Annotated in this window: 16 protein-coding genes; 3 read left to right on the forward strand and 13 right to left on the reverse strand. The window is 44.7% G+C overall.

From position 1 onward, the window contains the following. Nucleotides 1-64: 64 nt before the first annotated feature. From BN8899_RS07585 to BN8899_RS07635, 11 genes are all read right to left on the reverse strand, one after another. Complete coding sequence (locus tag BN8899_RS07585; RefSeq protein WP_065218958.1) at nucleotides 65-2,695, reverse strand: zinc-dependent metalloprotease; 2,631 nt, start codon at nucleotides 2,693-2,695, stop codon at nucleotides 65-67. A 64-nt stretch (nucleotides 2,696-2,759) separates the two neighbouring features. After that, nucleotides 2,760-3,629: a hypothetical protein gene (locus BN8899_RS07590; protein WP_148375323.1), complete on the reverse strand. Its 870-nt coding sequence runs from the start codon at nucleotides 3,627-3,629 to the stop codon at nucleotides 2,760-2,762. Between the two features lie 17 nt (nucleotides 3,630-3,646). Continuing rightward, the gene (locus BN8899_RS07595) at nucleotides 3,647-5,227 is read right to left on the reverse strand and encodes a RagB/SusD family nutrient uptake outer membrane protein (protein ID WP_065218960.1); all 1,581 of its coding nucleotides are present in this window, start codon (nucleotides 5,225-5,227) and stop codon (nucleotides 3,647-3,649) included. A 10-nt stretch (nucleotides 5,228-5,237) separates the two neighbouring features. Then, nucleotides 5,238-8,834: a SusC/RagA family TonB-linked outer membrane protein gene (locus BN8899_RS07600; RefSeq protein ID WP_065218961.1), complete on the reverse strand. Its 3,597-nt coding sequence runs from the start codon at nucleotides 8,832-8,834 to the stop codon at nucleotides 5,238-5,240. A 134-nt stretch (nucleotides 8,835-8,968) separates the two neighbouring features. Beyond that, on the reverse strand, nucleotides 8,969-10,147 hold the full coding sequence (locus BN8899_RS07605; RefSeq protein WP_065218962.1) for a FecR family protein: 1,179 nt from the start codon (nucleotides 10,145-10,147) through the stop codon (nucleotides 8,969-8,971). A gap of 101 nt (nucleotides 10,148-10,248) precedes the next feature. After that, nucleotides 10,249-10,827: an RNA polymerase sigma factor gene (locus BN8899_RS07610; protein WP_187376810.1), complete on the reverse strand. Its 579-nt coding sequence runs from the start codon at nucleotides 10,825-10,827 to the stop codon at nucleotides 10,249-10,251. A 489-nt stretch (nucleotides 10,828-11,316) separates the two neighbouring features. After that, on the reverse strand, nucleotides 11,317-11,742 hold the full coding sequence (locus BN8899_RS07615) for a hypothetical protein (protein ID WP_051082722.1): 426 nt from the start codon (nucleotides 11,740-11,742) through the stop codon (nucleotides 11,317-11,319). Nucleotides 11,743-11,753: 11 nt separating this feature from the next. Then, complete coding sequence (locus tag BN8899_RS07620; RefSeq protein ID WP_026207600.1) at nucleotides 11,754-12,377, reverse strand: fasciclin domain-containing protein; 624 nt, start codon at nucleotides 12,375-12,377, stop codon at nucleotides 11,754-11,756. A gap of 12 nt (nucleotides 12,378-12,389) precedes the next feature. Then, on the reverse strand, nucleotides 12,390-13,907 hold the full coding sequence (locus BN8899_RS07625) for a RagB/SusD family nutrient uptake outer membrane protein (protein ID WP_231932294.1): 1,518 nt from the start codon (nucleotides 13,905-13,907) through the stop codon (nucleotides 12,390-12,392). 5 nt (nucleotides 13,908-13,912) lie between these two features. Then, the gene (locus BN8899_RS07630) at nucleotides 13,913-17,482 is read right to left on the reverse strand and encodes a SusC/RagA family TonB-linked outer membrane protein (RefSeq protein ID WP_231932295.1); all 3,570 of its coding nucleotides are present in this window, start codon (nucleotides 17,480-17,482) and stop codon (nucleotides 13,913-13,915) included. 87 nt (nucleotides 17,483-17,569) lie between these two features. After that, the gene (locus BN8899_RS07635; protein ID WP_065218964.1) at nucleotides 17,570-18,793 is read right to left on the reverse strand and encodes a FecR family protein; all 1,224 of its coding nucleotides are present in this window, start codon (nucleotides 18,791-18,793) and stop codon (nucleotides 17,570-17,572) included. Between the two features lie 234 nt (nucleotides 18,794-19,027). On the opposite strand from BN8899_RS07635, the gene BN8899_RS07640 reads away from it, so the two are divergent. Beyond that, nucleotides 19,028-19,537, forward strand: a complete 510-nt coding sequence (locus BN8899_RS07640; protein ID WP_040371572.1) for a sigma-70 family RNA polymerase sigma factor — start codon at nucleotides 19,028-19,030, stop codon at nucleotides 19,535-19,537. Nucleotides 19,538-19,609: 72 nt separating this feature from the next. Here the strand turns inward: BN8899_RS07640 and BN8899_RS07645 are convergent, their stop codons facing one another. After that, nucleotides 19,610-22,360, reverse strand: a complete 2,751-nt coding sequence (locus BN8899_RS07645; protein ID WP_187376812.1) for an AlbA family DNA-binding domain-containing protein — start codon at nucleotides 22,358-22,360, stop codon at nucleotides 19,610-19,612. Nucleotides 22,361-22,563: 203 nt separating this feature from the next. Here BN8899_RS07645 and BN8899_RS07650 point away from each other — a divergent pair, with 203 nt between their 5' ends. After that, entirely contained in the window at nucleotides 22,564-23,007 is a 444-nt protein-coding gene (locus tag BN8899_RS07650; protein WP_065218966.1) for an N-acetyltransferase, read from the forward strand. Here the strand turns inward: BN8899_RS07650 and BN8899_RS07655 are convergent. Next, nucleotides 22,999-24,897, reverse strand: coding sequence for a TlpA family protein disulfide reductase (locus tag BN8899_RS07655; RefSeq protein ID WP_169503634.1), 1,899 nt, complete (start codon nucleotides 24,895-24,897; stop codon nucleotides 22,999-23,001). The two genes, BN8899_RS07650 and BN8899_RS07655, sit on opposite strands and share 9 nt — an antisense overlap. Before the next feature lie 186 nt (nucleotides 24,898-25,083). Between BN8899_RS07655 and rnhA the strand changes: the two genes are divergently transcribed. Next, complete coding sequence (gene rnhA / locus BN8899_RS07660) at nucleotides 25,084-25,569, forward strand: ribonuclease HI (protein ID WP_065218967.1); 486 nt, start codon at nucleotides 25,084-25,086, stop codon at nucleotides 25,567-25,569. The last annotated feature ends 41 nt before the right edge of the window (nucleotides 25,570-25,610 follow it).

The raw sequence follows: 25,610 nt of genomic DNA on the forward strand, positions 1-25,610 counted from the left end.
AAGCACTCCAAGCTTTTCAGGCTCCCTCAAAAAATATACCCGATACTTTAATGTCGCTATTATCTCATTTCTTAATAGATTTAATCAACAATAAAATAGACTGATAATGCGCTTGATCTTCTTTATGAGCCGTATTCAAACGACTTTGCACCATTTTTTCCACCTTGTGTATTATTGCCGTATAATAAGCCGCAGATTCATCTATCCCGTCTACGGCAACAGGCCGCATGAAATTATACCCGGGATCCACCTCCTGGAATTTTACCTGGGACGCAATAATCCCGCTACCATACGTGTCTTCAAATTTTTTCAATTGCTCATAATTAGCCTTCACTAATCCCGACTCATCCAAACCAAAAGCACAAATTTCCTCCACGGACGGAGCAAAGGGATTTAAATCAACAGCCAAACCATTCAAAAATAATCCGCCTCCCTCCTTCGGCACCAACACGCTTTTCGCGGTAGCCATCAAAGCCCGTTGCATAATTTTGTCTCCACTTGTAAGTTTACGACCATTAATGGTTGACTCAAATACATTGCCGTACAAGTCCTCGAAGTAATCCCTCATAGAATAAGCATCTTTAGCAACATGGGAAGACAAGGTTACACGTGGAGCCATGGACAACAAGGACTTCATCACGGCATTCTGTACTAACGCTGAAGATTTCGTCATCAACTTGTACTTGCTGATATTCTCCTCGGCATCCAACCAATCACTGTTCCGCAACTGCCGGATGACCCAATTCATAGAATTTCTCTGTACATTCTTCGGCACAGATTGATAACGGATTGCTGGAGTCCCGTCTTTCGCTTGATTAAGATAAATACCCCCTACATTGTAAATCGCGTTCAAAAGATAACGATAGTACTGCACCACGATATTCTCGTACAAAGCATAACGATGGGAAGCATCCGGATCATCCTTGATCCAATCATTCAAATGTCCGATGATGTATTTCAGATTTTTAATTCCGTAAGTTCCCGCTTTCACCGGATCATCCCCTAAATCCTCTTCCAACGAACTCGGGTCATAACGACTGAATATCTGCTGTACGCCATAGCGATAGAGGGGATCTCCCACTTTTTCGTCTATCCACCGCTGTAAAATTTCAGCTTCTTCCTCTACCGACTTATTCCCGCTAATCGGAGAATACAACCATTTAATCGCGTAATAATCATATACTCCCAAATCCGGAGGTGTCAATTTCACCTCTCCGTCAGAAGGTTGAGCCACGTAATTAAATCGCGCGTAATCCATGATCGAAGGAGTTGTCCCGTACTTTTGGGTAAAAGCAACAGAGCGCAACGAATCCACGGGGAAAGCCGCGGAAGCAGCCATATTGTGCATCAACCCCAAAGTATGACCGACCTCGTGAGCCACGATATAAGCCATCGTTTCCCCGAGAACATCATTCGGCAACTTTCGACCGCGTACCCGGGGATCGATTTGAGAAGTCTGTACAAAACGCCAATAATTAGCCATTTGCACCACATCACTCCACACGATCACCGAAGCGTTCACGATTTCACCCGTGCTCGGATCCACCCACGAGGGACCCATGGCATTAGCTGTCGCTACCGGCAAATAACGGATACACGAAAATTTCAAATTATCGGCATCAAACGAAGGATCATTTTTCGGGAAATCGTAGATACGAACAGCGTTTTTAAAACCTATCTTCTCAAACGCAGCATTCCAACGTAACACGCCCTCTTTAATGGGGGCTTTCCACTTCTCCGGGAACAAGGAATCCAGGTAATAAACGATCGGCTTCACGGGTTCCACCAGTTCACCTCTTTCCCAAGCCTTCATATCCTTGGGCTCCAACCGCCAACGATTCGCTAAAGTATAAGTTTTGATACCATCTTCTTGATTCGTCAACAATTGCTTGCCAGTCAAGAAAATCCCGATACGCCCGTCAGAAATACGAGGTTTCATCTTCTGTTCCGGCAACAACAACACGCTATGCGTTACTTTCGTAGTTACCTCTCCTTCCCCCAACACGAAGAAAAAAACATTCATCCGGTAAGTATACGACAAGTCTGCATCAATAGACACATTATCCTCAAAAGCCTTCAAATCCCCCAACGAACACAACTCCGGCTTCAAAGTAGAATTTACATTTACCAACCCCGAACCTTCCGACACGGGAGAAAATGCTTTTTCTTCTCCCAAAAACATTTTTGTCATCTCGAACACTACGGCAGAACTATCCGCATTATACGCTTCCACCGTCATTTTCTTGAAATCCGAATCGGAATAATTTAAATCCCGGGCTGCCTGCATCGTCAAATCTCCCGGGTCACACTCCACGGAAGCGTTCACCTTCTGAAGAAATACCAGGCTATCCCTTAATACGAACCGCACGTGCAAAGGATCCCGCATTTTCATCCCCACGGTACTCAAGGAAGGATTCGTGGTCTTTTTGACTGTAGCGGCTATCAACATTTCCCGTCCCATGTATTTCAAAGGCAATTCAAAATACAATTTCCCCTTCACCTTGTGCAACGTGATAAAATTACCTCGCGCACACTCGTGGTTTTTATCCGCGAACAGCTTTTCATACTTACTTTTCTCTTGCCGTTCCGTGGTATCCTTGTTCTTTTCCTTTTTCTTTTTTTCAGCTGCTTCCACAGTCATCAAAGAAACACTAACGAACAGAGCCATTACAAAAAATACGAACCTTTTTTTCATACATTTCTTTCTAAGATTTACTATTTATTTTCACACACTTTATTTTTCTAACGCCTATCGCGATCTATTTCTCCACGGCATCCCCTATGCCTTGAATATCGATCCCGAGGCTATTAAAATACTCGACTACCGCTTCATACTTCAACCGAATCAACCCGTTCACGTCTTTTGCATCCGTCAATATCCCTTCATGAGTAAATGTATTCGTAGAAGGGGACTCCAGAAAACTTTTAGGATTAGAAAGAATCACCTCCACGTATTTATTAAAATCCCTGATCGCATCCCGGGATTGATTCAATGCCAAAAAGCCCAAACCATACATCTTATCCCGGGAGTAAGATACAGAATTATAAACAGATACTTTCGAGAAAGCTTCCGGTACCTGCAATAGACCATTATCCATTAACCTTTTCACGAAAGCCTGATTCACGTCCGTTTTAAACGCGTTGCGTTGCGCAGCCGTCATATTGTCGATAGAATTATCTCCCCAAGCCATCGCGAACCCGTCAAAATTCACGTAAATATTATGCTTGTGGACATAAGAAGAGTAATCATCCAATTGCCCTAACAACATAAGTTTCAAAGGCATCCCTTCCCGCAAAATATCTAAAGAATAAAAATTCAGGAACTTGGACTCTATCAAATCAAGCTGTTTGTTAATATAATTCGTATCTGCAAACGTATAGGTAATTTCCTCCTCATCCAGCCAAGTATTATACTGCCAGCGGATATCTTTATCGGCAAATTTGTATAAAATAAAAAAATTCGCTTTTTCCTGCCATGCCACGATACGTTTGTCAAAATCATGATTCCCTTGCGGAAGAACATATCCCATCTCGGGTTGCTCTGTCGGGGTCAAAGCACTCTCGTCGTGACAAGCAATCATTGCCATCAAACAAAGGCAAATCGAACTACATAATAATATTCTTTTCATCACGTAATCTTAAATTATTAATACTTATTTTGTTCCAACCTGGCGTTATCCTTCATTACCGCCTCCGGTATCGGCAGAACATAATGCGGACTTGCAACTTCCAGCACGTAAGTCGTCGCCGGACTACCTACTTTATGCTCCAACCGGGGCATTCCCGTGCGGCGCAAATCAAACCAACGATGGTCTTCAAACATCAACTCCCGACGACGCTCGAGCAAACAGAAATCATATAATTTATCGGCAGTGCTCACGTCAATATCCGTACGACTTTCCACGGGCACATAAGCCACGTGCCGGGTATCAAAACGGGACTCCCGCAACCTATTCAAATCAGTCAAAGCTCTCTCACGGAAACCGGCACTCCCTTCCCTACGGTATTTCTGGATATACGCCTCCGCCCTATTCAAATAAAGCTCCGCGGTACGCAATCCCTTGGCAGAACAACTATACGAATAAATGCCATTAGCCCTCCCCTGCTTCGTCACCCAATAGGGATAGTAATGTTTTACTCTTTGGCTATCATAGTAATATCCGGAAACGATCTCGTAGCATCGTCTTAAATCTCCGGCATCCACTTTCGAATCATTCCCCGGGTTATTCAATTTTTCAAAACAATCCACCAACTCATCCGATATGGCATATAAAGCCGGATCTAGCGAACCGGAAGTCATACTTGTATAAAGTGTATTTTCTTTGGAATTGCCATACATCCAAATAATTTCATTACTGACACTCGAGTTATACACGCCACTGTAAGTTTTATCTATATTCCCGCTAACAGCATTCTCGACATCGTCAAACTTGGAAAAATCACATAGACCGGAACGAACCTCCAAGACCGAATCCGCGTAAACAATAGCTTTATCCCAATTCTCCATATACAAATACATCCGGGACAACAAAGACATCCCTGCCAGATAACTCATTTTCCACGCTGAAGTTTCCGTGCCATACTTTTTTAACAATGCCGTTCCTTCAAGCAAATCTTTCTCTATTTGTCCGTACACCTCTGCCACGGAATTCCGGGGAAAAAGCTCACCGGTCACTTCCATCGAAAGTTTCAAAGGAACCCCGGGATTCTTCGCGGGATCACCCTCGTTGTAAGGCAACCCGTAAAGATTTACCAGCTGAAGATACCACCACCCGCGTAATACAAGTACTTGTCCTCTCATATCATACTTTTTCTCCACATCCCCACTCACCCGATCAAGATAATCGAGCACCACATTACACCCGCAAATCCGGCTATAATAAAGATCCCAGGTCCCCATTCCGTTCACTAAGGCACACTCTTCATACATCTCTTTTTTCCACGAGAAAATAGGCCTGAACTTTTCTACCAGGTTCAATACCGCTTCGTTCCCACTAACCACATCATTAAATTGCATGTTGTCCGTGAGCAACTCCAGATAAGGCATTATAATATCGCCATTCAAACTCGTCATTCTCGGGTAAGCCTCTCCCAGCATCACCTGGTACAACTCCTCTACCGTGGAAGGACGCACCTCGCTCTGACTGGTTTCTTCCAAGAAATCATTACACCCGGTCAATACACAAAACACGAGCAATATACTGTATCGTGAAATTAATCGTCTCATAATCCATTTTTTAAAAACTAACACTCACGTTCAAATTATAATTCCTTGCCATCGGCTGACTTCCCGTGGCAACCTCAGGATCACGCCCCTTGAAATCGTTACTGACAAACTGGAACGGGTTCGTCACGCTGAATGACAACCCTATACTCTGGACAAAACCTTTTATCCACTTTTCAGGAAAGGTATAGGAAAGAGAAATATTATTACATTTCAGGAACCAGGCATCCACCACCCGCTCGTCACAATAATTATAAATTTCATGCGGGTATAAAAATTTACCATCAGGAGCTTTTATCCGTCCCTTATCCGCGTACGGGAGTGAAGGAATATTCGTGTATACTTCGTCTCCCGGTTTCCGCCAACGTTTAACCAACTCTTTAGGCAAATTATTATAATCACTGGGAATATCATTCTGTATTCCGGCATCAAATGCCGGTGCCAGGAATTTCTTCCCGCCTAATTGCAAATTGAAAGAAGCAGACAACGCTAACGATTTATACCGGAAAGAAGTACTAAGCCCTGCCGTGAAATCCGGGTCAAGCTTCCCCATGTACTTCATGTAAGTCGTGGCATCCGTCTTCACTTTCGGGTTCTCCTCCGCGTCAAAAAAATCAAACAAAGGCGAACCGTCTACCGGGGAAAGCCCGTCAAAAGCAAAAGCCCAAAATGCAGAAACCGGATAACCGTCCCGGCTCAACCCGCCACTGGCCGCATTCGTCCAAGTCGTATTCTCCTCCAATTTGGAAGTAATCTTGTTATAATTCTTGGAAGTATTCAAACTCAAATTCCACACGAACTCGTCCAAACGCAAAGGAACGAAATTCATCGTCAACTCCCAACCCTTGTTTTCCATGGTTCCACCGTTCATATACATGGATGTCACCCCGTTTGCATGAGGCACGGCTCTCCGCACGACAATATCTTTCCCCCTCTTGTAATAATACTCGAAAGTACCCGACACATGATTATTCAATAAAGTGAAATCGACACCCAAATTTACACTTCTGTTCTTTTCCCATTTCAACCGGGGATTGGGCAACCGCGAAGTAGTCAAATAATATTCACCCGTCGGTCCCCAAACACCACCGTCCGAGGGGATTCCGGCTATCAAATCCGGACCGGACGCCTCACATACATTTCCTTGAAAACCATAAGAAGCCCGGAAACTCATCTCGTTAAGCAACCTTTGCCCTTCCATAAAATGCTCTCGCCCTAAATTCCAACGCACACCGACAGACCATACCGGCTGGAAACGAGCGCTTTTATCCTGCCCGAACTTATTGGAGGCATCCCCACGGATACTCGCGTTAAAGATATAACGTTCGTCATAAGAATAAGTCAACGTCCCATAATAAGACACGTAAGTCGCTGTATTATCCGTGATTTTCTGGTTCATCTGATCAAACAACGGGTTGGCTGTCTTATTGGTACTATAAGCATCCTCTATCTCCACGGGAGGTGTCACGATAGACTTACCCCGGCTGGGAATATATCCCCACACCGTTTCATTATACCCCTCGTTGCTTGTCTTGCGGGCTTCCTGCCCGATCAACACGGTATACAAATGCTTATCCGCGTGCCCCACGTAAGAAAGCGAATTCCGGACAGTCCATGTTTCCATCCTCGATTCCATCAAAGACAACTCTCCACCTTGAGGTAACCGCGATTTTTTATACTGGCTGTCTTCCGGGGTATACATCCCGAACTCGTATCCCCGGATCTCCGCCATAGCGTTAGACAACTCGGTCGCCCAGGTTTCCCCGTGCGTAGAGGAAGTTCCGTAAGAAAAAGTCAGTTCGTACTTCAGCCCGGACAGGATATCCCATCCTCCGAACAAACTAAAATTCAAATTCGTTGAACGATTTTTGTTACCCGATTGCGATAACTCGTGCAGTATATTGTAATCATAACCGTTTCTCTCTTTGTAAAATGCTAAAGAACCGTCTTCATTATAGCAAGGGATCGCCCGGCTCGTCCTGGAAGCGTATTTATACGGGTCAATCTGGTTAAACGCGTTCGTTTTCGTGACACTACCGGACAAACTTCCCGACAAATGGAATTTCTCTTTAAAAATCGTGGTAACATTCACCCTACCGTTATAAGACTCGGAATCGTTACCCTTGGCCGTTCCATTATTTCCCGTGATTCCGAAACTGGCGTAATACGTGGTCTTGTCGCCACCCCCGGACAGGCTGATATTATGACTATGGCTAAACGGATTTTCATAAAGAATATCAAACCAATCCGTATTCATCGTTTCCAATTTCTTCACGCCGGCATTAAACTCATCATAAGAAATTTTATCCTCTAAATACCTTTTCATTATCCCCGAAAAGCCCACGGAAGGAATCTTCGAAGCGAGAGCGGGATACCCGTTTTCATAAATCTCCCGGGAAACATCTATCCGCTCTTTGGAATTCATCAATTCCATCTTATCATAGGTCAGTTTCGAACCGATGGAAAAATTACCGGAATAAGTAACGCTCACCCTACCGGCTTCTCCCCGTTTCGTGGTAATCACGATCACGCCATTCGCGGCCTTCACCCCGTATATGGCTGTCGCCGAAGCATCTTTCAACACGGTAATATCTTTTATATCCGAGGGATTAAGCCAGGAAATGGCACTCCCCACGAAATTTCTCATCATCTCGAAATTATCCATGTTATCCTGACCGAACAATTTAAAATCTTCTGTTTTAAAAGGAAGCGGATCTTCTTGAATAATACCATCTACTACCCACACGGGTTCCTGGCTGCCTAACAACGTGGAGGTACCCCGAACTCTCACCTTTTGGCGCGTACCTATCAACCCGTTCGTGTTCTGAATCACCATTCCCGCGATCTTCCCCTGCAAAGCCTGCTCCAACGAATTTGTCGCCGTGAACATCAAATCCTTCGCCGACACCACGCTGGAAGACCCCGCCATATCAGACTTCTTCAAAGTCTGATACCCTGTCACGACCACCTCGTCCATGGCTTGCACATCCTCAACCAACACCACGTTCAACATCTCCTCCCCCCTCCAGGCGATCTCCCTCGTTTTCATACCCACGAAAGAAAAAACCAGCACAACCGTATCCTTTTGATTTACATTTATTTCAAACGTCCCTTCCACATCACTCGCCACACCGGTTGAAGTTCCTTTCAAAGTGACAGTGACACCCGGTAACGGCTTTTTAAACTCGTCCCAAACCTGCCCTTTCACCTTGACCATCTTCACCTTACCGACAGCATCTTCCCCCGACTTCAAAACAAACGTGATACGGTTATTCACGATCTCGTAAGCGTACTTCGTGCCCCGGAGCAACACGAGCAACGCTTCATCAACCGTGACCTCTTTCACGTTCAACGTCCTTTTACCCAAATCCGCGATAAAACCAGCGTTAACCACGAAATCAAAACCGGTCTGTTGTTTAATCTCTTCCAGAATTTCCTTGACCGAAACATCCTTTTTATTGATTGTAACCCTTTTTTCTCTTACCTGTTGCTGCATTCCCTCGTGATCAGCGGCAAACCCAGGAACGATCAAAAATGTCGAAACCAGTAAAAACATTAAACTGATTCCTTTTTTTAATACACTTCTTTTGTGATGTAATTTTTTTTCCATAATTTAGTTGATTAGTTTTTAACATGTATCTATGTATAGCGACGCCAATCTTTATACACGCGATACGATTATAGGAAGTATCCCCCGGATGCTTCTTATTTTTTCATGAACCACCTTTCATCCCATAGCTACTATCATTTAATTATAAACACTTTATCTGATTCCCGAATAAAATTCAGGCTTGTACTTTTCTCTATCAGCAAAATCAGGTCGGACAAAGGCACATCCCGTTTTGTCGACACGTAAAACTCGATCGGCTCCAATTTCGCCTTGTCATATTTAAACTGCACGCCGTACCAAACCGCGATCTTTTTCAAGAAATAATCCAGCGACACCCGCTCGTAATTGAACTCATTATTCATCCAGGCAACATACCCCCGCACGTCCACGTTACTCACGCGTACCTCTCCACCCGCGGGATTGTAATCGCACTTCTGGTTCGGCTCCATCATCACCTCCTTGCCCGCTTCCGCGTGGAAACCGACACTCCCCTCCACGAGCACCACCTCGATATCCCCCTCCAAATCTTTACTCGCGTTAAACTCCGTCCCGTAAACCTTCACGAACGCATCCCCCATTTTAACGATAAAAGGATGGACCGACTTGGCGACCTTGAAATAAGCCTCCCCGTCCAGTTCCACTTCCCGCTTCCCGCTAATCCCGGCAACGGGATACTTCAACCGGCTCCCGGCGTTCAACGTCACCACCGAACCGTCGGCAAGCTCCACGCTATAACTATACCCTGCCGGCACGATCAGCGTGTTGTATTCCACTTCCTCATTCGCCCCGACCGCCCCGCGATAGACCAACCGCTCACGAGTCACTTTCTCTATCCCGTGCCGCCCGCCGGGCAACTCGTTACCCGCTTCCTGCAATTCCAGTTTCAAACCGTTATTCAAAACCAACACGGGCCTCCCGTGCTGCCCGGGTTGTTCTATTTTGACAGAACGATCCCTCCCATCGTCCATAAATTGCCAAACACAAAAGCCCAAAACGACAACCGCGGCTGCCACCGTGGAAATTCGCTTGAGCCACCTCCGGGTATTTTCCTTTTTCCTTTTCCAGTCTTTCAAACTCTCCACGAGCCTTTGTACATCCTGGCGTTTATCTCTCGCCGCCCGCTTTTCATGGTACCGCATAAATAATTCCCCGGAAGCCATCCTTTCCAAGAACTCACGATCCGGGGCGTCATCCTGCAAGAAATCAAGCAACTTCTCACAGGATGCCATATCCCGTTTGTCCTTCATCGCTTCCAGCACCTCTTCTACAATTTCATGAATCCTTTCGTAACGACTTTTATCTAATTCTTCCATCTTATTTTCTCCATTTTAATAATAAGATGCATGAACTCGAAATTTTATCCGACTTTCTCAAGTTTTTTTTCAAAAAAATCAAACGAATGGTGGAAACATCCCTAAAGACAACCCAAAAAGAACATCAGAACAAAAATATCCTCCTTGGATATTTTCTTTTTCAAGATAGAAATAGCTTCATGTTTCCTTTTATAAACGACCTGCTTGGTCTTCCCGAGCTTCAAGGCGATTTCTTCCGTGTTCAACCCCTCGAAGAAAAGGCGAAGCACCTCGGCACATTCTTGAGGCAACAATCCCAACATATACTCGCAATTCCCCCTCAACTCGCTTTCCAAAACATCAAATTCAAACGCCCTCGTCTGCAATTCATGCTTTTTATATTCTTCCACGTAGTAATTATGCCTCACGCACTGGTTAAACTCGTTCCTCAGTGCCACGAAAAGATAAGCTTTCAACCCCGCCAAACTTTCAAACCTAGTCCTAGGAAACTGCCACAACTTCAAGAACGTATCATGCACGACATCCTGTGGCTCCACGTTCGTGTTCCCGTACAACTTCAAAGCGTAATAAAACAGATCATCATAAAACAAAGAGTAAATCTCACCGAAAGCCGCTATATCCCGCTCATTGAATCTACTCAATAAATCAATCGAACCTACTATTTGCTTTTTATTTTTCACGACAAACACTATATCTCACAGGCAAAACTAAAGAAAAAAAGCAGGTTCACAAAACAACCATTGCAAATTAACAACTGTTCCAACAATTCTTTTCCCGTTACCGAGAAAATTATCCCTAATCTCGTTATGCTACCCAGCATTCACCCTATTCCGAGAGAAGTCTATCCCGTAACGGATATATCTGACATATATTAGTTAGAGTTACCTGTTATCAACTCCTATTCAACTCCCATTCATCTCCTATTCATCCTCTATTAGAAAAGAAAAAATATAGGTTTTTATTACAATTTGAATATGAATTAATATATGTTTCATACCAGATATATTCAGTTAAAATTCAAATATGTAGTAAGACTTCCCCATATACTCCCTGAATGCTCGTCGAATCGTCATCAGAAAGAGCAGAAACAATGCCCCTATTATACAAATAGGGAGCCAAAAGCTCTCTAGACTTTTCTGGCTCCCTATTGAAAAAGCACTTCCGATATTCTATTTCACAATAACAGTGAAGACGGAATCCAGTAGACGGGTATATCCCTCGTTAGAAACTTCCAACGAGATCACATAACGACCAGGAGGCACCGTGTGGTTCCACGGCAACTCGATCACGCCCTTGCGAGCCACCGTGAATTGCGAAGCCGCTTCCGGGTGCCCGTTATCACAAGTGATACTCTTAATGGAATAGACCATGGGGAAAGTTCCCTGCACTCCCTCGATAGAAGTCGATTGCCAAGGGATCTCGAATTTGATCTGGTGCGCATCGTCTTCCGGGTCTAACACGGCTTTCACTACCAACGAATCCGGCGTATAAGCAGCATTGGTTGTCATCAGATAACCGACCGTGATATCCTGACAACAGATTGCCGACACGCTCACGAAAGCCAATAATATTATTATTCTACATATATTTTTCATCCTGGAAATTATTAAAGTTCTGAAAATTGATACGTGTAACTCAAGGAGTGTACGACCCCGTTGTTCATTTCAATGTCGGCAGAAGCGATTCCCACGAGGAAACCGGTCTCCAACGCATGTAACCCCAAGGATTCCGCCCCGATGTCTGCAATACCCATGTAAGAGGATTTCGCCCGAAATACACGTAACTTCGTGCCAGATATAGCATTGATATAGGTTCCACCCTCGAGGGTTCCCTTCACTTCATAATCGAATTCCTCCTTCATCATTTTCTTGGGAAGGACGTGACACAGAATCATTTTCCGGCACATATCCGCAGGGATGTCCTCTATCCGGTTGTACAGCATCTCGTCATTGCTATCCACAGTTTTATACATAAATTGCATGATAGAGAAGTTCGTCGGACCGAAAAACGTGATCTCCGGATACGCCGGGTCTTTCCCGTCAAACAAATCCACCAGTCCCGCACGCTCGATAACCAAAATGGTCGAATCCCAGTTATAGGAATCTTTATGCAGGTATTCCCACACGGTGCAGTCGTGCCGCCCGTTTGCCAGTCCGGTATCGTGGAAATAATCATTATCACACGCACCAAAGCTGAATATAAATAGAATCATTAAATATCGTAGTTTCATAATCTTGCATTTTTAATAAGCATATCCATTCCGTTTCCAGTATATTGTTTGCCGCATCAGGGTATTGTTCGTGAAGGCACCGTTCCCCACGGGCAGATAGCAAGCACCCTCCGCCACGTCCTGCTCGGTCAGAGTCTTGTATTTACCCCTTAGTTTTTCCCGGAAAGTACCGTTCCGGATGATGTCGTAATAACGAATACCCGTTTCCAGAAATAACTCCTTATCCCGTTCCTTGGCAATTGCCTCCTGCAAATCACCCTCGGCACTGGAATACAAGGGAGCTCCCGCCCGGTCACGAATCGTGTTCAAATCGGCAATAGCCCCAGGAGTATCACCTGTCTTGGCTTTCACCTCGGCACGAAGCAGGATGATATCCGCCAAACGAATTAAAATCTCGTTATCCTCGTACGACTTCAAGGTTCCATCACTAGATCCCCCCACATTAAGCACCACGCCCCGCCACTTGCTGATATAAGCGGCTCCTTGAGTCACCGATGTTGCCACACCTGCCATAGAGTCCAACTTGTAAAAATATTCATCCCGCCGTTCGTCCGACTTGTCCTTGTACATTTCCATAACCGTAGTGTTATTGATACGCATGATTGAACGCCGTGTAGCAGGAGTCGTCAAAGGCTGTATCGGCCATTTCTGACAAGCCCCGGCGATGAAAGATCCCGAAGTTTTCAAATCACCCGGCGTATTTTGATAATCTACCTCGAAAATCCCCTCGTCACTATTTCCCAACATCACCACGTCACAAACCTCCTTCGGGTTCTTTGCCAAAACATAACCACCATGCTTAATCACAGAATCCGCCTCGGCTATACTCAACGTGTTCAATTCCGGCTCGTTATTCAATGCCGCTTTCCACGCGTACAAATGTGCCAATATAGCGTGAGCAGTACCTCTGGATGGCACTTGTTTACTGGTCACTTTCACTTTATTGGCATCATACAAATCCCTAGCCTTCGGTAACATTTCCGCAGCCGATTTCAAATCCTTAATAGCAAAATCAGCCAATTCCTGCCACGAGGTGCGGGCTTTTTCACCCACGTCCACCGATTCTTTCACGAGAGGAGCATCTCCCCACGCTCTCAATATATAGAAATAAGTATAAGCTCGAATACAATAAGCCTGCCCAAGATAATAATTATGTCTCTCTTTCGGTAAATTTGCCCTGTCAATATTATCTATCACCAGATTCGCTTGAGCTATCACTTTGTATTCATTTGCCCATGAAATCGCCGGATTACTGGCGTTCCACATGTAGCTGGGTTGATTTTCGGAAGGATATTTCCATACCGCATTCAAATAATCGCAAGGCAATCCTCTATCCCTGTACAACACAACCACATCACCAAACACCGTGCGAAACACCGAATGCAACCCGTACACGGCACTCTCGACATCCTTCTCGTTTTTCCAAAAATTATTGTTAGTTACCGCAATTTCAGGCTCTTCGGTCAAAAAATCCTCACAGCCAAAAACGATCGCCGCAAGAAGTACAAGCAGTAATATATTCCTTTTCATAAACATCAGAAATTAAGGGTTAAACCTAACGTGACACGCGTACTAAGCGGGTAATTGCCAAAATTATCCACACCGGTAACCACGTCAACAGATTCTGGGTCAGGTCCCGTGTAATTGGTAATCGTAAACAAATTCTCCCCGGAAATAAATACCCGCGCACTTTCCATTCCGGCACATCTTGTCCATTTTTGGGGCAAAGTGTACCCGATTGTCAAAGTTTTCAATTTCAAGTAACTCACATTCTCCACGTTAGAACTGAGTATCGTCGTGAAGTTACCCAACCCGGATTCCAAGCGATTCATGGGGAAATCAGCCTTGTCTCCCGGTTTCTGCCAGAAAGTAACTTTATCCAGATCAGCAAAAACAGGCTTGGTCAAATCATCCAATGTCAATCCCAAACTCGTTCCCACGGAAGCACCTTTCCCGGCATTCAAGATATGACGACCAAGCACGTAAGAAAACAACATATTCACGTCAAAACCCTTCCAGTTTAACGTCGAAATAATACCGCCACTAGCTTTCGGCAGAGGCGAACCCGCATATACCCTATCTTCCAGCAAAGGCCATGAAGTTGCCACCGAACCATTACCATCCATATCCATCAAAATCCTATCACCCGCGCGATAATATTGACGATAACTATCACCGCGTAAATAAATCTTACGCCCGTCCTCGTAAATATAAGGCACCTCCTCATCGCTATTATAATACCCTTTATCTTTATACACGTAAAGACCATTTAGCGGCTTGCCAATAACACTCACGTTACTGTCAAAATAACCGGCATCCCCGTACGTCTGGAAATCCACCCCGTTAAGACTCTTTTCCAAGCGATTCCAGTTACGAGCTATATTGAAAGTCATGTCCCATTTCAGGTTGTCCCGACGTAAAATATCCCACTTGATTTGCAACTCGATCCCCTCGTTGGAAATCGCATAAGCGTTCTGCCACTGTTTAATATATCCCGAATAGTTCCCCGGCAAAGTCACATTGTACAACAATTTATCGGTATAACGATAGTAATAATCCAGCACCACGTTCAACCTATAATTAAATAAATCGAGATCCAATCCGAAATCATACTGATCTGTTTCCTCCCACGTCAACGTGGGATTGAACAATCCTTCATTCCACTCCGGGTTGACGGTCGGATTACCAAGGAACGATGCCGCGGGTTCCAACAATCCTAAAGCGATATAAGGCTGGGAAAATTGTTTTCCCGATTTCCCGTAACTAAGCCGGATTTTCGCATAATCCAACACATTTTCAGCCCAATCCATAAACGGTTCTTCGGAAAAAGCATAACCGACAGCATAAGCAGGGAAAGTTGCCCAACGCACATCCTCACCAAACTTGGAACTTCCGTCACGCCTCAAACTGAAGGAAAGCAAATATTTCTGCATATAATTATAATTCAAACGACCGAATACACCAACCATCGTGCTTTTTTCCCGTTTTGACAAGAATTCCTTCAACTGACGATCGCTTGTCACATCGTATGCTCCCCCGTACCAAGGCACATAATGAATCAAATCACTGGGAGCCTTGTAACCATACCCCCCGACTTTATTCGTTTCATCCGATTGCAAGGACAATCCCACCAGAAAATCCACGTTATGATTTTCAGCAAAAGAACGCTTGTAAGTGAACATATTTTCATTCAACAGCATCATATAACGTTCAATCTGCCCGCTAGAATACGATTCGTTGTAATCGTTCAAGTTTGAAGGCAAAAAGATATTCACGTTTTGCTGAGAATAATCCAACGCAACAGACGTTTTAAAAGACAAACCTTTGATAAACTCATAACTGGCGTCGAAACTAGCTCTTGCACGATAGGAATCGTTTTTCTCCTTGGTGCCCCGGAAACGCTTGGTAGCCTCGTCAAAAGCAGGTGTACCCTCACCCGGATAAAGCGTTGAAGTCACCAACAACTCTTTAGGTATTTGCTCCAAGTCGGTTCCCGTGTTAAACGAATACGTGTTCATCTCCTCGGAAGAACGGCTACGATCCGTATACGCCAAGTAAAAACGCAAATTAGCATCCATCTTATCCATCGGTTTCACGGTGATATTCGAAATCAACTTCATACGATTGAATCCTGTACCTTTCAACACTCCCGTTTCCGAATAGTAGCCCAAACCGAAGTTATAAGTCACACGTTCCGCCCCCCCGGTCAATTGCAGGCTCGCATCCGTCACCCGTGCCGTACGGAAATAATAATCAAAAAGGTTCGTGGAATTGTTGTAAAATTTATTCAAGCTATCTTGATACAGGGGAACTCCCGCACCATTTCCCTTACCCCAAAAATAATCATACATGATGTCCCGCAAATAAGCCTCTTTATATGATCCCACGTACACGTAACGGTTTTGCTCATCACTAAAACCGGCTTCCTGGTAATTTCTCAAGGCTTCCATGCGGTGATAACGCTCCCGGTTTCCTCCCATAAGATCCGGCAAAGAGGGGTTAAATATCCAAGTCTGTGACACATTTACGCTCACCTTCGCCTTTTGATTGAAACGTCCTTTTTTAGTCGTCACCAAAATCACCCCATTTGCCGCACGCGACCCGTAAATTGATGCAGACGCCGCATCTTTCAACACTTGCACGGACTCGATGTCCTTGGGATCAATTTCCGCCAAAGTATTCAAACCGCTGACCGGAGAGGTAAAACTATACATAGGAACCCCGTCAATTACCCACAGCGGGTTGCTGAATCGTTGTGCTGCCTCTACCGACAAACTATTGAACCCACGAATGGAAATGGAAGTACCTCCGCCCCCGGGAGCTCCCGTCATGTTGATAACACTCATCCCGGCAACCCGTCCTTGCAAAAGATTAGCAAGTGACGGAGAGGGAATATCCTTGATGTCATCAGCATTCACCGTGGACATCGCCCCGAGTACGTCCCGCTTATTCTGCGTCCCGTAGGCTACCACCACGACTTCGTCTACGTTCTTCACATCCTCCTCCAGCGTCACGTTGATTTTCGTCTGTTCTTTGATATCGACTTCTTTCGATTTGTAACCAATAAAAGAATAGACTAGGACACTCGTGCCCGCGGGGACCACAATCTGGTACTCCCCGTTCACGTTCGCACTAGTACCGATTCTAGACGCCGTTCCCTTCACGACAACCGTAGCTCCCGGCAAAGGCTGTCCCAAGGCATCGGATATAATTCCCGACACAATCTTCGCTTTCTGCTCCTTTTCCGGGATAACTACCACTTTGCCGTCACTCTCCGTGCATGATAACTTAGTTCCCGCCAGACAAGCCCTGACAGCTTCCAGCGTGATTACGTCTTTCAAATCCACGGTGACTCGTTTGGTCTCCTTTTCGACTTCCTCTTTCTTGAAAATGACCGAGTTACCACTCAAACGGTTTATTTCCCGAAGTGCATCCAAGACGCTTACGCTTTCGAGTTTCAAAGGAAATCGCTGAACCGCTTTTTGCCCGTAGACTACCGAACCCGTAAATGTAGATGCTATTCCCAGTATCAAAATACTGCATAACAACATACTACATTTGATCGAAAGTCTACAAAACTTTTTTGTCTTGTAGTTTTTTTTCATAGCTTTGTTTTGTTTTTAATTAAACACGTTCCTTGCTATCAACAAGGATGATATCACCGGGAACGCCTGCAATGCGTTCCCGGTTTCTTATTTTCTCTCAATTACATGTACTATATCCCCCTCTCGTTTAAATTCAGGACCTCCCGCCAAGGTCAATATCTTCAAAATGGATTCCAATTTTTCATCCTTACTTATTTTCCCGCTAAAAGTATGACGTCCTATACCACCACCGTCCTCCACGAATCGCACGCCATACCACCGAGACAGAACCCGGGTCACCACGTCAAGGCAATCCTCATTAAACACGAAAACGCCATAGCGCCAAGCGATCACGTTATCCAAGTCCACTTCTCTCAACTCAAAATCACTAGCACCTCGCTTCCAGTAAGATTGCATTCCCGGTTCCAATACCACGGGAGCCACGTCCACCATACAATCCGCCAAACTGACCTCAACCTTACCGGACAACAAGGTGGTGTAAATAGCTCCTTCGTTCGTGTAAGCGTTTATATTAAAAGAGGTCCCAAGGACACGAGTCTGCATATTGCCCGTTTCCACAACAAACGGTCTTTCCGCATCGGGCATCACTTCAAAATAAGCCTCTCCTGTCAATTTTACCTTCCTTTCTTTCCCCACGAATTGCGCGGGATATTCCAATTCAGTCTCGGCATTCAACCAAACCCGTGTTCCGTCACTTAATACTAGTAAATAGTCGCCCCCGATTGTCGTGTATATTTTATGAATCACCTCTTGCGAGGGGGAAATGGAATCCACAATCGGCCTGTACTGCAAACTTTTTCCAGTCTCAACAATCGTTATTTGTGCCAATTTTATACTATCGGAAGCATCACGTTCCAAACCGATTTGCCGACCGTCTTCAAGTACCAGCATCACTTTTCCCTGTTTTGGAGATATTTCCGTTTCTCGCACTTTCCGTTGTTCACTTGAGACTAACGGCATATCCGGTTGCCGCATTAAATTCCAAATAAAGAACATCCCATATAGACATACAGCCGCAACGCCGGAAGTCCATGCCACTCGAACCCATCGCTTTTGTCCCGAATTCTTGTACGCCAAACGCCTCGAAACGACTCGGTGTACCCGTTTGAAATCAGTAGTCTGGTTGATTTCATCCTCCAACCTCAAGCGTTCCCCGATACATTTCCAACGAATAATATTTTTATACAACTGGCGATTTTCTTCACACTCGTCCAGCCATGCCCCCAAGACTTCCCTTTCTTCCTCGGAAGCCGCACCCAACTTTACCCGAATGATTATTTGTGCCAGTATCTGTGCTTTATTGTATGTCATTATTTTTCCACTTGTTTCTATATAGACACCACAAAAAGAGAGACGGGATGAATGAAAACAAGAAAAATTCAAAAATTATTTTTAAACTTGCAACGTGATATTATTTTACCTTCGTTTAAAACAATTCGAGAATACTAGTATATAGCCGCAATTTGGCTTTTATAATAAATTAATAATGAATATGAAAAAGCAATAAAGCTATTTTTGAATATTAAAAAACGAACGATTATTAAGATGAGGAAAAACGATGAATTAGAAACATTCATAAAAGAACACTATGCTGCTTTGTGTGCCGTTGCCGTTCGTTTTGTCGGTTCCTCGGAAGTTGCTAAAGACATCGCGCAGGAAGTCATTATCAAATTTTGGGAAAACCAGCATAAACAGCAAGAAATCAACACTATAAACAACTTTCTTTATACCATGGTAAAAAATGAATCCTTGAATTACTTGAGAGGATTACAACGGGAAAACCAAAGGTATTCCAAACTAGAAATTGAGGAACAAGAAGACCCTCAAGTTCTAAACCTGTTGATAGCGGAAGACACAAACCAAGCTTTAATTAACGCAATCAAGACGTTACCACTCCAAAGCGCTCGTATCATGCGCCTTGTATTGTCCGGTTACGAGAATAAAGAGATCGCACAAACCATGGGTATCTCCGTGAACACGATAAAAACATTAAAATACGCCGCCATCCGTAAACTCCGGGAATATTTCAATTCCGGTAACTACGAGATAGAGTAGTTCAGTCCGACAGCAACAAACAGAAAAGGGCAGCCAAGACTACCCCTTTCATATCCCAATTCTGAAACTTTTTTAATGATATCCTTCATCCTCTGGGAATAAGGGCTCACGAGCCGACACTCTCGATCCTGCCACTTTCCGCAGTTCTTTCAACGCTTTCACATCTTCCTCCTGCATCTCGACCAACACATCATCCAGTCTTTCCCAAACGATAGAATCGTACTTGACGACCTGGTGATATGGAGGCACTGACACGGCAAAAACCAAATCATTACCTATTTCCTTACTCCGGATCACAATCACGCTATCAACATCAGTGCCGAATGCTTCTATAATTCTCTTGTGAAGGAACAATTCATACTTGTCCGGAGTACAATACAAGTAATCCAAATCGTCTTGTACCCCAACAGGTTGCCCGTCATCATCCACCCCGATGTATATTACACCGCCTTGACCGTTCAGAAAACCGCATATCGCACGCATCACTGCGTCGATCTGCCTTTCCACGTCAGCACTCTTGGCACCTGCCGAATAAACGATTGACGGCTCGAACTCTCGATCGACACCCCGATCTCCAAACGTCAGTTCTTCTTCGGGTTCCTGCACATATCCCTTGAAAGACAGTAAAGCCAGAAGCTCGTCATGTATCAGTCGGGAATTTCCAACCATACGTCCGGGCAATTCTTTTTCCAATAGATATCTAGCGACATTCGCAATATCCCCGTCGTCCGAATGGGAATAACGGACCAAATCGTCCTCCCGGGAACGATCTTTGCACGCCGCAAGCATCTTGATCACCGTCCATTGCCGTTGCAAGGCGGGGAAATGATGGAAATCCCGTTCCAGAAGATCACAATCGATATTCACCAAGTTCCCTCCCTCTACAAATTCATATCTTATAATCAAATAATTTATCAAGCAATCGTAATACGTCTTTAAACGATTGTTACTCAATATATGGGCGAGCAAACGGATAAAGTAAAGCAGGTTGAGATTGTCCAGGCTAATGTCACGTGTCACGTAATATTGCAACAGGCGAATCAACTCCTTCACGTATCCTTCCGAAATATCGATAGAGCGTTCTATTTTACCCGTGTTGAAATTAGCCTGTACTTCACCTTCCCTAAAACGTTTGCAATCCTCCAAATACTCGTTCACCAGATTCGCTACCGCATCATGACGGTCAAACGCCTCGGCAGAGGGTTGCACGACCTCTCCTTTTATTCGTCCCCGGGTGGGAACTTCTGTCAGTACCAACGAATAACAATCATTCTCCCGTAAATTCATCTCTCCCGAAACCCCGGTATAGACCATGTACCCATTCTCGGCAAGCCAAATCCGCATCTCGTTCTTCTCGTACAAGAACAATGCGTTACACGGGTCACCGACTTGCAAACGAGCGACAGCCGAACGATTCAATTCCTCCCAGATCGAGAATTGAAGTTTCTCCTCCGTCGACTCGACCACGCTCGCCATCAACAGATCGCCAGGTTGGAAAATACCCTCGAGGGTATCCAACTTTGCCCGGGTAATATGACTCACGTGGAGCACCCCATCCCCCTCGTACTGGTCGTCCACGATAGAAACGAACATCAATGTCGGGTTCTGGTTATATATTAATTTTATCCTGATATTCACCACCGCACCCTCGGGCGGGCGTTTCCTTTTCAGTATATTCTTCTTCAAGTCATCCGAGAAGTCAGCAAACACGCCTCTCCACGTCTTCGTCACTTCCGCAAATTCTCCCTCGAAATTCAACTTCCTCCGGTTACTCCCGACCTTCAAGGCAAGCCCGTCAATTTCCATCACGGCATCGAATTTCATGGAAGTAGCTGACGATATGGTTATCGCCTTGTTGTCCACCAACAATTGCCCCCTTCCATCAAACATCCGTCCCTGACAATTCCTCAACGCCTCTACCGATTTCAACTCGATCACTGCAACCAACTCGTCGATTGAAAACTTCAACAAATCTTCCCACGCAAATACCGGGTTCTTCTGGTAGAACAAAAGTGAATTGAAAGCATTCTTGCGGAACAACTCGTCTTTCTTACCCCGCAAAATATACAAATATCTGAAGAACATGGAACGCAGGCTTGCCAATTCTTCCTGCACGGGAACTCCCGACAGAAGCTTTGCGCCCAGAATCCAAAGCGCATCAAGGATCTGATCTTCCGTCCTTCCCTCGAAACTCAAGATATCATCCTGCACCCGAATTAAAGCCACCCGCTCGTTCAAACTCTCCGTGACTCTCGGGAAGTTCTTATTCAACGTGTGATACACCAAAAGGACAAATCCCTCTGCCGGGAGAAGGTATAACCTGGGACTAAAGCGCACGATAGTCGATAAGGTAATCCATACCAATGACTTCTTGAACAAATAGCCGGATAGCGTCTGTTTCTGCAACTTCTCGGTCACATAATCTCCATCGCCTTCCGTGTCGATCAGGCGAATCGCCTCTCTCGCCGCGATAGCTTCATCCAAATAGCGTTCCACGAGCATCCGGGAATCATTCAACTTGACCCCCTCGTAACATTTCAAGTAAGTGGATCCCTCGATCAGCCATTCCAGAATACGAATAAACACGCCGTTCAAGTGACGATAGTCCTCTATCACGATCTCGTCCCCTGCCAATTCCGCCCTAACAACATTCAACAAAGAAAAAATCCACTCCGGTCCTTGCTTCTCGACAGAAGTAAAGTCATAATCACAAGTGTATTTCTCAAAAACGAACGCTTCATCCTCCGTGAAACGAATTTCCTCGAATAATTGTTCAAAAGACACGAAATCTATTGACTTATCCTTTATGTTACAGTTTACCATTGTAAATACATTTAAACAAGCACATTCCCGGGGAATAAAGTCCCCATCGTAAAAAAAATCCACATGTAATCTTCCCCCTCTCGAATAATGACTATACAAAGAAAGAACTTTTTTTTGAAAATATATTCTTATCGCTATAAAAACACAAGAAAATGTATTCATATTATTTTTACTACATTTACCCTGTATAAATAAATTGAAACATGATTAGAAAATTTCGTCAAGAAGATGAAGACGCCATCATCCGTGTATGGCTGGAAGCATCGAGCGTCGGTCATCACTTTATCCCACTTGCTTACTGGGAAAACCTCGTTAAAGACGTACGTGATATATACCTACCTCAAAATGAAACATACGTCTACACGGATGACACAACCGGAAATATCGCAGGATTCCTCACCCTCTCGGAAGATTACATCGCCGGTATATTTGTAGCCCCGGATTACCATGGACAAGGCATAGGTCAAGCCCTGATGGCACACGCTAAAAAGCTAAGAACAAAATTGGAATTGAAAGTCTATCTAGAGAACACGCGAGCCTTCTCGTTCTATCTACGTCAAGGTTTCAAAATCTCCCGAGAACAAACAGACGAAGACACCGGACACAAAGAATACGTCATGGTATATCAAGAGGCTCTTTCAGTCTAGCACTTGACGCAATCCCGTTTCGATTCCTATATCCCGGAAATCATTTCTCAATTGAACTTTTCCCTTCTTGTCCACGACCATGTAAGAAGGGATGCCGTCAATCTTGAATTGTCGACAAACATAATTCCATTGTTTCCCGTCCAATCGATAGTGTTCGCCTTGTATATCCCCGATCATCTCCAACCATTTCGTTTTCGGGGCATGCTCCCCGGTAATGTAAACGAAAACCACCCGGTCATTTTCGAATTGTTTCTTCCTAGGCTCGAACCGGGCAATGGACTCCCGACAAGGTGCGCACCACGTGGCCCAAAAATCGATAAGCACGACTTTCCCCTTGTAACGGGCAGCGATAGCGTCAATCAACTTCTCGTCCGCTACCCGAGGAGTTTCCCGGATTCGGTCACCCACTTTGACCATGCTTTCGATCACGTCAGCTTCGATCTTTTTTCTCATTTGCTCGAAAGCCTGGGCATAATAAGGATCAACGGAAGCCAGATTTTCCTGCTGTTCTGCCGTCAAGGAATTCAGGTTTTCCAGCTGGTCATATATCCCTCGCAATTTAAAGTAATCTATCAAAAAACCTTTATCAACTCCCAACAACTGTTCCAACCGCTCGAGCGAAGTCACACGGTAAGCAACGCACTTGAAGCAATAGGGGAAATTCTCGGAATACAGCATATCCGAATGATTCAACTCCAACTCTTCCAATATCGCAAAGTGTTTATCCGTGAATGCCGGAGCCTTAAAATCTATTACCCGTTGGTTCCAATCAATATGGTTCGCACGACGATGCGCCTGCTCTAAATAACCTTCTCCACTACAAATCAGGATTGCCGCCCGACTTCTCAAATTGACTTTCATGTATTGCTTCACCCCCTCCGGTAAAGTCGCATCATTTACCAGACTATCCAAAGCTGCCCGATAATATTTCATCACGTGATTCGTGTACTCGTCAGCATTCATCCCCAAAATTTCCGAGTAAAAAGATTCCGGAAAAAACTCGATAGTCGTATTCTGCCCTTGCAAATCATTATTCAACGAGGTATATTCACTATTCCCGACGATATAAGCCAAAGGATAGGCTTTCATCCGATCTTTCTGGTAACGGGATGCCCGCCGGGTTGCTTCTTGCAAATCCACGTACACCTCCACGTCATCACCGGGAGCGGAGAAAAACATCAAATGAAAAAGGGCATTATCCACGTACACCCCACCCGTGGCATACTGATCAAATTCAAAAGTACAACTGTGGTTGCCATCTATGCTTTTGGAAAACTCACCCCTCCCGCCGAATAGGTCGCTAACGCTAAGGCTAACCTCTCGCCCGTCCATCAATTCATGGTAACCACACAAGATCACTTTCACCTTCGTTTTCCCCATTTTCAATTCTGCCGGGGGCAAAACATTCGCTTTTTGCCAGTCCCGTGCAGCCATCTCGCACCGAATTGCCGACGGGGCGATCTCTATCCCGGGATTCAGGCTAAGTCCCCAAATATGCCATCCCCTCACGTTCATCCGGTCCTCAATAATATCTACCATGCTCACCCTTCTTGATAGCGGGGGAAAAAACAATTTAAAAGCATACTTCCCGGAATCGGGCATCCAAAAAACTTCATCCAATTTCAACCCATCCGCCCCTCGAATCAGGTATTTCTGTCCTTCTGCCTGAATATACATACTTGAAGCTACCCGAATCCAACTTCCGGGTTCCTGATAAACCTCGGCATACACGACGGTCACGGTATCGTTCCTCTCCAACCGGGTGATCTCCAGGCTGGAAGTATTCTTTACCTGAAACGCCGGGTAATCTATCACATGCACGCCCGTCCGGCAAGCCATGAACAAACCGACAAACACGCAAACAATCAATACAAGAAATCTTTTTATCATATTCATTGATTTAAAACATGAATCCCACTCAAACACAAAAGCCGTCCTTTTTATCGTGATAAATATAATTATATTATTAACAAATCACAAGAAATATTTGCTATCTGCCGAAATAAATGATCTTACACAACAATAGAGGAAAAATATCAAAGTAAATATTTATTTTTACACCCTCAAATATTTTATATGCCACAAGAAATTACAATATACACGGACGGTGCAGCTAGCGGGAATCCAGGACCCGGGGGATACGGGGTCGTGCTCATGGCGGGACCACACCGGAAAGAATTGTCGGAAGGATTCCGGCTCACGACCAACAACCGTATGGAATTGCTTGCCGTTATCATCGGGCTGAACGCCCTGCGTTTCCCAGGAAGCAACGTCACGGTCTACTCCGACTCGAAATACGTGGTCGATGCCGTCGAGAAAGGATGGGTATTCGGTTGGGAAAAAACAAGGTTCAAAAACAAAAAGAATCCCGACTTGTGGCAAAAATTTCTAGTCGTTTACCGCAAGCATAACGTGAAGTTCGTCTGGATAAAAGGACACGCCAGCATACCCGAGAACGAGCGTTGCGATCAACTCGCCGTAGCCGCCTACAAAGCTTCTAACTTACAGGTAGATGAATATTATGAAGCAGAAGGTCGTTCCGACGAACAAATTTTCAGTTAAAAGGCAAAAAAAATTCTCTTTTGTTAGTCGCTAACGTTTTA

Origin of the sequence: Butyricimonas sp. Marseille-P2440, from assembly GCF_900091675.1 — a bacterium.
Lineage (GTDB): Bacteria > Bacteroidota > Bacteroidia > Bacteroidales > Marinifilaceae > Butyricimonas > Butyricimonas synergistica.